Origin of the sequence: Nonomuraea basaltis (genome assembly GCF_005893125.1) — a bacterium.
Lineage (GTDB): Bacteria > Actinomycetota > Actinomycetes > Streptosporangiales > Streptosporangiaceae > Nonomuraea > Nonomuraea basaltis.
The window spans coordinates 20,107-28,726 of the sequence record NZ_VCJS01000164.1 but is presented as its reverse complement, the minus strand read 5'-3'; the positions used below and the strand labels follow the sequence as shown (position 1 = coordinate 28,726).

Here is an 8,620-nt window from a genome sequence, read left to right as displayed (position 1 = left end):
AGATTGTATAAGAGACAGCCCCGCGTCCAGCCGGGAGAAGCGCTCGAACACGCGCCCCCTGGCCGAGACCGGGATCCCCGGCCCGAGGTCGGCGACGACCACCCGCACCCCGTCCCCTTCCGCCGCGCCGGTCACGGTCACCACCCCGTCCGGAGGGCTGTGCCGTACCGCGTTGTCGAGGAGGTTCGCCAGGACCTGCGCGAGCAGGTCGGGGTCGGCGCGCACTACCAAATCGCCCGGTACGTCCGGCCGGATGACCACGTCCTCGCGGGCCAGCGCGGCCTCGAGCACCGCCTGCTCGATCAGTGGCGCCAGCTCGATGGCCTCGGACTCGATGAGCCGCACGCCCGAGTCGAGCCGCGACAGGTCGAGCAGCTGGGCCACGAGGCGGCCGAGCCGCTCGGTCTGGGCGAGCGCGGTCCGCATGGTGACGGGGTCGGGCGCGGAGACCCCGTCCACGACGTTCTCCAGGACGGCGCGCAGGCCGGTGATGGGGGTACGCAGCTCGTGGCTGACGTTCGCGACGAGCTCGCGCCGCTGCCTGTCCACCTCGCCGAGGTCGGCCGCCATCGCGTTGAACGCCCTGGCCAGCTCCCCCACCTCGTCCCGCGAGGTGGCGTTGACCCGCAGCGTGTATCGGCCCTTGGCGATGGTCTGGGCGGCGCTGGCCATCTGGCGCAGCGGCTTGGTCATCCCCATGGCCAGGACCTGCACCATGATCAGCGCCAGGACGACGGCGACCGCGATGCGTACGTCGCGGGAGAACCCGGAGTTGAGCCCGACCTCGTTCACCACGAACGCGGTGCCCACGGCCAGCACGATGACGATGCCGAGCTTGACCTTGATCCGGCCCAGGAAGTCGAGCGGCCTCATCGCCGCACCAGGGCGTAGCCGACGCCGTGCACCGTGCGTACGACGTCGGAGCCCAGCTTGCGGCGCAGCGCCCGGACGTGGCTGTCCACGGTCCTGGTCGCGGCGGCCTCGGAGAAGCCCCACACGTCGGACAGCAGCCGGTCGCGCTCGAAGACCTGCCCGGGCCGCTCGGCCAGGCGGCGCAGCAGGTCGAACTCGGTCCTGGTGAGCTGCGCCTCCACGCCTCGCACGAACACCCTGCGGGCCGCGGTGTCGATCTCCACCTCGCCCACCCTGATCACGGTGTCCTCGACGGCGAGCTGGGCCGCCCGCTCCACCCTGCGGAGCAGGGCGTGGATCCGGGCCACCAGCTCGCGCATGCTGAACGGCTTGGCCAGGTAGTCGTCGGCCCCCACCCCGAGCCCGACCAGCACGTCGGTCTCCTCGCCGAGCGCGGTCAGCATCAGCACCGGCACCGGCCGGGCCGCCTGCATCCGGCGGCACACCTCTAACCCGTCAAGGCCCGGCAGCAGCCGGTCGAGGATCACCAGGTCGGGCTCCGCCTTGCCGTACTGGATCAGTGCGTCCTGCCCGTCGCCCGCCACTCTGACGTCGAAGCCCTCTGCGGCCAGCCTGTTCCGTACGGCCAGCGCGATCGTCTTGTCGTCCTCGACCACGAGGATCCGTCGCTGCTCTGCCACGTACGAAAGACTAGAAGCGCCCTGTGCAGACGACACCTCCTTAATCGTGCATTTCCGGTGCAGACTTGGCGGGTGAACACAGCCGGATACCTTCGCCGCATCGGCCTGCCCCACCTGCTCAACGCTCCGGTCAGCGCGGAGAACCTGCGGGCGCTGAACGTCGCCCACATCGAGAAGGTCTCGTACGAAGCCCTGAACATCTGGCTGGGCCGCCCCACCACCGTCGATCCCCTCGAGTCGGCCGAGCGCATCATCGGGGGCCGCGGCGGCTACTGCTTCCACCTCAACGGCGCGTTCTCCGCGCTGGCCACCGCACTCGGCTACGACGTGACCCGGCACGTCGGCGGCGTGCAGCCTCCCGGCGTCGAGCCCGGCATCACCGCCAACCACCTGGTGCTCACGGTGCGCGGCCTCCCGTCGGACGACAATCCGGGCGGTGAGTGGCTGGTCGACCTCGGGCTCGGCGACGGGCCGCACGAGCCGATCCCGCTGGTCGCGAGCACGTACCGGCAGGGACCTTTCGAGTACGTCCTGCGCCCGTCGGAGATCGCGCCGGGCGGCTGGCGCCTCGACCACGACCCGAAGGGCTCGTTCCTGGGCATGGACTTCGGCCCGGACCCTACGGACATGTCCGCGTTCACGGACATGCACCTGCACCTGACCACGTCGCCGACCTCCGGCTTCGTCCGGGTCGCCACGGTTCAGCGGCGCGACGCCTCGGGCGTGGACGGCCTGCGCGGGCTCGTCCTGTCCCGCATCGGCGCCGGCGCGCACTCGGTCACCCTGAACACGGCGCGTGACTACTACGCGGCGCTGGCGGACGTGTTCCTGCTGCCGCTCGACGACGTCAGCGCCGAGGAGAAGGACAAGCTCTGGTGCAGGTTGCACGACGCTCATGAGGCCTGGCTGGCCGGCGATCCGGCGTGATGGCCACGGCTGCGAACGGGCGCTATCGTGCACCTCGACATGGGAGAGACCAGGAAGCTGGCCGGTAGGTACCGGCTGCTCAACCCCCTGGGCGCGGGATCCGTACGCCTGGCCTTCGACGAGTCCGATCATCGTGACGTCGCGGTCAGGGAGCTGCGGCTTCCCGCCGAGCTGCGCGACTCCGCGCTGCACCGGGCGCGCAGGGCCATGGCCCTGCGGCACCCCTCGATCGTGCGGGTGCTCGACGTGGTGGTCGAGGACGGCACGCCGTGGCTGGTCATGGAGTTCGTCTCGGGGGCGTCGCTGGAGCAGACCATCCGCACGCGGCGCCCGCTCCCCATCATGCAGGCGGCCAGGGCCGGCGTCGGCGTCCTGTCGGCGCTGACGACCGCGCACGCGGCGGCGTTCGTGCACGGGAACGTCGAGCCCGGCAACGTGCTGCTCACCACGACGGGCCGGGCCGTGCTGACCGGGTTCGGGCTGCCGAGCCGCAGCACGTGGCCGTCCGGCGACCTGTGGTCGCTGGGGGCGACGCTGCACTTCGCGATCGAGGGCCGGCCGCCGGGGCAGGTGCCCGCCGCGGGCCCGGACCCGCTCAGGTCGCTGGTCAGGGCGATACTGCACCCCGCGGGACCACCGCCGGTCGAGGTGATCCGCGAGACGCTCGAGCGGCTGGCCGTGGACCAGCCGCTGGACCGGCTCATCGAGTCGCTGGGGCCGCTTCCGCCCGCCGAGGTGGCCGCGATCGGGCTGGCCGTGATCGATCGGCTGCGGCGCGGGGCCGGCGTCCATGGCGGGGTCCAGCCTGGGAACGTTCTAATCGACGCGAACGGCCGGCCGACGCTGCTCCCGTCGCTGCGTTCCGGGACCCTGCCCGCGTACACGGCTCCGGAGGGCGTCCAGAGCCGGGAGGCCGATCTGTGGTCGCTCGGGGCCACGCTCTTCGCCGCCGTCGAGGGGACGCCGCCCGCGCCGGGCGCGCCGCTGAGCCGGGCGGGCGCGCTGGCGCCTCTGCTGTTCCGGCTGCTGTCGGGCAATCCGGCCGACCGTCCCGCCCTGGAGCAGGTCCGACGGGAGCTGACGGCCCTCGATCGCCCGCGCAACAATTGAGATACATCGCGAAAGGAACCAAGTCGGGGGCTCACTCGTTGGATTGACGACGCACAATGTGGGAGAGGCGGGGCGCGCGCTCCGCGTTCGGAGGAAGTTGAGGATGTCGCCAGTCCAGAAGTACGCCATTGGCGCAGGCGCCGCGGTTCTGCTCTCGCTGATCTTCTTCGGGGCCGGATGGATCACCCTGCTGGTAATCCTCGGCGTGGTCGCCGCCCCGGTGGTCGGTTATCTGATGCTCGACCAGTCGCAGCGTGAGCGGCTCAGGAGGGTCCGCAAGCGCGGCATCGGCCGCTGAGCTCCGGCGGCGGGGGCCTCAAGGGCCGGGTCTCAGGCCTCCGCCGCGGCCAGCGCCGACTGCACGCGCTGGGTCACCCTGCGCTCGACGTAGAACGACAGGAACGGCACCGTGCCTCCGAGCATGACGCCGAGCATGTACGGCCACGCCCAGCGTGCCTTCATGCCCAGATTCATGACCGCGATCAGATAGATCATGTAGAACCCGCCGTGAATGGGCGCGGTGATCTTCGACATGGCCGGGTTGCCGAAGCCGTAACGCAGCACCATGGCGACGCAGAGCACGAGCAGCATGACGCCGACCACGTAGGCGAGCGCCCGGAAGGGCTTCAGAGCCGATTCCACGATTAACCTTCCAGAGCCATCTCAGGGGATTTGCCACGATCCCGATCCGTTCGTACGGCATCGCGTACGAAGTGGAACCACATGAACACGGCGAATCCGGCAAAGATCCACCAGTTGGCGGCATACGCCAGATTACGCCAGGTCAGCGTGCCGCCCACCACCGGTGGATCGACCTTGACCTGAGTCAGCGACCCGGACGGCGGCTGCGCCACCACGTAGCCGGTGCGGATCCGCTGCCCGGCCCACAGGTTGACCAGCTCGCCGCTGGACACCGTCTGCACCTGGCCGGCGGGCAGGCCCTCGGCGCGCCGCTGCACGCTGTCGGTTCCCTGCTGGGGCCGCAGCCGCCCGGCCACCGTGACCCTGCCCTGCGGCACGGCCGCCACCGCCGGGTCGTCGCTCCTGGCCACCCAGCCCCGCACCACCGGCATCAGCGTGCCGTCGTCGAGCTTGAGCGGCGTGAGCACCCAGTAGCCGTCGTCCCGCGAGACGTTGCCGCCGGGGGCGTCGACGTCGGCCCGCCGGTCGGCGACCAGCAGCTGGCGGCCGGCCTCGTAGACGCCCTCCGCCGTGACCCTGCGCCCCACGGCCTCGCCGCTCAGCTGCGCGCCCACCGGGGCGAGCGTGGCGGCCGCGGCGGGTCCGGGATCCGAGGCGGCCAGAGGCTTTCCCGAATCTTGGAAGACGCCGAGCTGCCAGCGTCCGAGCAGGATGAACGCGATCAGGACCCCGATCGTGAGCAGGTGCAACCCCATGATGCGGGGAGAGAGCAGGGTCCTGAGCATGCTTCAAAGTTATCCGCCGGGTGGGGTGGTCCCGTAATCAGCCCGTCCCCACGGATCCCGCTAAATGACACAAATGCCGCAGCCGATCACGCTAGGCTGCTGGCCATGTCTGACCAGCATATCGACCCGGCGGGCAACACCCAGGCTTTCCGTGCGTTCGCGCAGGCGCGCGAGCAGGAGGCCACGGCCAAGCCCAAGAAGTCGCCCCTGCTGCCCATCATCGCGGTCGTCGTGGCGATCGCGATCATCGGCGTCGCCGCCTTCCTCCTCCTGAGGTAGACCCCCGGGAACAGGACGACCCGCCGCGACGCCGTGGCGGGTTTTCGTCGTTCCCGAGTTCGACCGCTTCGCCTCTGGACCCGCCTCGGCTGCAATCTTACATTGGACCTAGCGTCTAATAGGAGGGCCCCAGTGGCTGAGCCAGGGTTAGTGATCGTCGGTTCCGGCTTCGCCGGGATCTGCATGGCCATCAAGCTGAAGGAAGCCGGGCACCACGACTTCGTCATTCTGGAGAAGGCCGCCGAACTGGGCGGCACCTGGCGCGACAACACCTATCCCGGCTGCGCGTGCGACGTGCCGTCGCACATGTACTCCTACTCGTTCGAGCTCAACCCCGGCTGGTCCCGGATGTTCGCCCCACGAGAGGAGATCCAGGACTACCTCCGCTCGTGCGCGGACAAGTACGGCGTGACTCCGCACATCCGGTACGGCAAGAGCGTCACCGCCCTCGAGTACGACGACGAGCGCCACGCCTGGTCGGTCACCACGGACGACGGCGAGACCCTGCGCACGAACGCGGTGGTCTCCGCCATCGGCGCTCTCCACATCCCGAAATTTCCGGAAATTGCGGGGCGCGAGTCGTTCGCCGGCCCCGCCTTCCACTCCGCCGAGTGGGACCACTCCGCCGACCTGACCGGCAAGCGCGTCGCCGTCATCGGCACCGGCGCCTCCACCGCCCAGTTCGTCCCCCAGATCGCCCCGGCGGCCGGCCACGTGACCGTCTTCCAGCGCACGGCCCCGTGGCTGCACCCGAAGCCCGACTTCGCCTTCTCCCCGCGCGTGCGCCGGCTCCTGCGCCTGCCCGGCGCGGCCAGGATGCTCCGCTACGCCATCTACTGGGCCCTGGAGAGCAGGGCGCTCGGCTTCGCCGTGCACCCGAGCCTGATGAAGGCCCACGAGAGGCTGGCGCTCAGGCACCTGGAGGCACAGGTCCCCGACCCGGGCCTGCGCCGCGCCCTCACCCCCGGCTACCTGATCGGCTGCAAGCGCGTCATCATCTCGAGCGACTACTACCCCACCCTGACCAGGGACGACGTCACGCTCGTCACCGACGAGATCACCGAAATCCGGGAGCACTCGATCGTGGACGCCGCCGGCGTCGAGCACGAGACCGATGTGATCGTCTACGGCACGGGCTTCAAGGTGGTGGACGCGCTCGCCGACCGGCGGATCCTCGGCCGGGGCGGGCTGACGATCCAGGACGCCTGGAAGGACGGCGTCGAGGCGTACTACGGGATCACCACTGCCGGTTTCCCCAACCTGTTCTTCCTGCTCGGCCCCAACACCGGGCTCGGGCACAATTCGGTCGTGTTCATGATCGAATCGCAGGTCGACTACGTCGTCGAATGCCTGCGCCTGCTCTCCAGGGCCCGGGCCCGGGCCCTGGAGGTCAGGCCCGAGACGCAGCGGGCGTTCAACCGGCGGCTGCGCGCGCGGCTCGACCCGCTGGTGTGGAACGCCGGCGGCTGCCGGTCCTGGTATCTGGACGAGCACGGCGTGAACCGGACGATCTGGCCGGGCTTCACCTTCGAGTACTGGGCGCGTACCAGAAAAGTGCAGCCCGGCGCGTACGAGCTCATCTTCTAGGGGCGGACCACCATCGCGCTGCCGCCGCCGCGCCTGACCGGCTCGGCCACGGCCTGGATGCGGCCCCGGCCGAGGAGCTCCAGCGCCGTGGCGGCGCCGATCTCCGGGTTGAGCGCGAAGCTGTGCCCGCGGGCCTCCAGCTCGGCCCGGTACCTGTCCAGGAACGCCTGCTCGGCCTGCGTCTGTGCGGTGTTGCGCTGCGTGGCCCGCGGCGCGGCCAGCGCGTCGGGCAGGCTCATGCCGAGCTCGTACCGGTTGAGCAGGATCTGCAGCACGGTCGTGATGATGGTCGAGCCGCCGGGCGAGCCGGCCGCCAGCACCGGCCTGCCGTCGTCGAACACCAGCGTCGGCGCCATCGACGAGCGCGGCCGCTTGCCGGGCCCCGGCAGGTTCGGGTCGCCGGGGGCCGGGCCGAAGGTGAAGTCGGTCAGCTCGTTGTTGAGCAGCACGCCGCGTCCGGGGACCACGATGCCGTTGCCGCCGGTGGACTCGATGGTCAGGTTGTAGGCGATCACGTTGCCCCAGCGGTCCGCCACGACCAGGTGGGTGGTCTCGGGGCCCTCGTCCGCGACCGGGGTGGCGCTGCCGGTGGGCTGGGCGCAGGGCTCGTAGGAGCCGTCCGGGCTGCCCGGCGCGGCCGGGTGCGGCATGGCCGCGTCGCCGACCAGGCAGGCGCGCTCCTTGGCGAAGCCGTCGGACAGCAGCTCCTTCAGCGGCACGCCGGGGATGTCGCCGACGTACTTGCCGCGGTCGGCGAAGGCCAGCCTGGACGCCTCCAGGTATTCGTGCAGTCCTGCTTCCGGCAGGGATTCGAGGATGTTGAGCGCCTCGCCGACCGTCGATCCGCCGGAGGACGGGGGCGCCATGCCGTACACGTCCATGCCGTTGTAGGAGATCTTGGTGGGCTCGCGCATGAGGGCGCGGTAGGCGCGCAGGTCCGACAGCTCCATCAGGCCGGGACGGACGTTGCGGGTGCTGCCGGGGGTGACCGGCGGTTGCTTGACAGTGGCCACGATCTCCTTGCCGAGCTGACCGCCGTACAGCCAGCCGGGGCCGCGTTTGCCCAGTTCCCGGTACGTGTCCGCGAGCTGCGGGTTCTTGAAGACCGACCCGACGGGCGGCGGCGCGCCGTTCGGCAGGTAGAGCTGGGCCGTGGAGGTGAAGTCCTTGAACCGGGCGGCGTTGGCGGCGGTCTGGTTGTGGAAGGTCTGGTCCACGACGAAGCCGTTGGCGGCCACGTCGACGGCGGGCTGGAGCGCCTGCTTGAGCGAGATCGTGCCGAACCGGCGCAGGGCCAGGTCCCAGTTCGCGACCGTGCCGGGCACGCCGGCCGACAGGCCGCTGGTGACGCCCTCCTCGAACGGGATGCCCTCCAACGTGGTCGAGGTCATGGCCTGGGGCGCGGTCTCGCGGCCGTCGATCGTGAAGACCTTACGCTGCCTGGCGTCGTAGTAGACCATGAAGCCGCCGCCGGCCAGCCCGGAGGAGTACGGCTCGGTGACGCCGAGCACCGCACCGGCGGCGACCGCGGCGTCCACGGCGTTGCCGCCCTTCCTGAGCACGGAGATGGCGGCCTTGCTGGCGTCCAGGTCGACGGTGGCGACGGCGCCGCCGTACCCCTCGGCGACCGGGACCTTCTGCTGGGGCTCGGCCAGTGCGGGCGCGGCCGGCACGAGCGTGATGAGGACTGCTGCTACGGGGACGATCACTCGACGCATGGTCTCCACCATGGACCAG

General features: G+C 70.8%; 10 protein-coding genes. 5 read left to right on the top strand and 5 right to left on the bottom strand.

Annotated elements, in window-relative coordinates; translation table 11 throughout:
* Both EJK15_RS48500 and EJK15_RS48495 read right to left on the bottom strand, forming a co-directional pair.
* Nucleotides 1-873 (bottom strand): sensor histidine kinase (locus EJK15_RS48500; RefSeq protein WP_138717240.1); only part of this gene is annotated, 873 nt, incomplete at its 3' end.
* Nucleotides 870-1,553 carry a response regulator transcription factor gene (locus EJK15_RS48495; RefSeq protein ID WP_240777688.1) on the bottom strand — a complete coding sequence of 228 codons (684 nt, stop codon included), beginning with the start codon at nucleotides 1,551-1,553 and terminating at the stop codon, nucleotides 870-872. The genes EJK15_RS48495 and EJK15_RS48500, both read right to left, overlap by 4 nt.
* 72 nt (nucleotides 1,554-1,625) lie before the next feature.
* On the opposite strand from EJK15_RS48495, the gene EJK15_RS48490 reads away from it, so the two are divergent.
* From EJK15_RS48490 to EJK15_RS48480, 3 genes are all read left to right on the top strand, one after another.
* Nucleotides 1,626-2,480, top strand: a complete 855-nt coding sequence (locus EJK15_RS48490; protein WP_138717239.1) for an arylamine N-acetyltransferase family protein — start codon at nucleotides 1,626-1,628, stop codon at nucleotides 2,478-2,480.
* A 39-nt stretch (nucleotides 2,481-2,519) separates the two neighbouring features.
* Nucleotides 2,520-3,590, top strand: coding sequence for a protein kinase domain-containing protein (locus EJK15_RS48485; RefSeq protein WP_138717238.1), 1,071 nt, complete (start codon nucleotides 2,520-2,522; stop codon nucleotides 3,588-3,590).
* 103 nt (nucleotides 3,591-3,693) lie between these two features.
* A complete protein-coding gene (locus EJK15_RS48480) occupies nucleotides 3,694-3,888 on the top strand; it encodes a hypothetical protein (RefSeq protein WP_138717237.1) in 195 nt (64 codons plus the stop codon).
* A 32-nt stretch (nucleotides 3,889-3,920) separates the two neighbouring features.
* Here the strand turns inward: EJK15_RS48480 and EJK15_RS48475 are convergent, their stop codons facing one another.
* Complete coding sequence (locus EJK15_RS48475; protein WP_138717236.1) at nucleotides 3,921-4,232, bottom strand: DUF3817 domain-containing protein; 312 nt, start codon at nucleotides 4,230-4,232, stop codon at nucleotides 3,921-3,923.
* Between the two features lie 2 nt (nucleotides 4,233-4,234).
* Nucleotides 4,235-5,017 carry an SURF1 family protein gene (locus EJK15_RS48470; protein ID WP_171074959.1) on the bottom strand — a complete coding sequence of 261 codons (783 nt, stop codon included), beginning with the start codon at nucleotides 5,015-5,017 and terminating at the stop codon, nucleotides 4,235-4,237.
* A gap of 105 nt (nucleotides 5,018-5,122) precedes the next feature.
* On the opposite strand from EJK15_RS48470, the gene EJK15_RS71490 reads away from it, so the two are divergent.
* Both EJK15_RS71490 and EJK15_RS48465 read left to right on the top strand, forming a co-directional pair.
* Nucleotides 5,123-5,296, top strand: coding sequence for a hypothetical protein (locus EJK15_RS71490; RefSeq protein ID WP_171074958.1), 174 nt, complete (start codon nucleotides 5,123-5,125; stop codon nucleotides 5,294-5,296).
* A gap of 132 nt (nucleotides 5,297-5,428) precedes the next feature.
* Nucleotides 5,429-6,883: a flavin-containing monooxygenase gene (locus tag EJK15_RS48465; RefSeq protein ID WP_138717235.1), complete on the top strand. Its 1,455-nt coding sequence runs from the start codon at nucleotides 5,429-5,431 to the stop codon at nucleotides 6,881-6,883.
* Here the strand turns inward: EJK15_RS48465 and EJK15_RS48460 are convergent.
* Nucleotides 6,880-8,601 (bottom strand): gamma-glutamyltransferase family protein, encoded by a 1,722-nt coding sequence (locus tag EJK15_RS48460; protein ID WP_240777687.1) that lies wholly within the window; start codon nucleotides 8,599-8,601, stop codon nucleotides 6,880-6,882. The genes EJK15_RS48465 and EJK15_RS48460 overlap by 4 nt on opposite strands.
* Between the last annotated feature and the right edge of the window lie 19 nt (nucleotides 8,602-8,620).

Coding starts and splice junctions, on each gene's coding strand:
- EJK15_RS71490 (WP_171074958.1), top strand. CDS start 5,123: ATGTCTGACCAGCATATCGACCCGGCGGGCAACACCCAGGCTTTCCGT.
- EJK15_RS48460 (WP_240777687.1), bottom strand. CDS start 8,601: ATGCGTCGAGTGATCGTCCCCGTAGCAGCAGTCCTCATCACGCTCGTG.
- EJK15_RS48485 (WP_138717238.1), top strand. CDS start 2,520: ATGGGAGAGACCAGGAAGCTGGCCGGTAGGTACCGGCTGCTCAACCCC.
- EJK15_RS48470 (WP_171074959.1), bottom strand. CDS start 5,017: ATGCTCAGGACCCTGCTCTCTCCCCGCATCATGGGGTTGCACCTGCTC.
- EJK15_RS48480 (WP_138717237.1), top strand. CDS start 3,694: ATGTCGCCAGTCCAGAAGTACGCCATTGGCGCAGGCGCCGCGGTTCTG.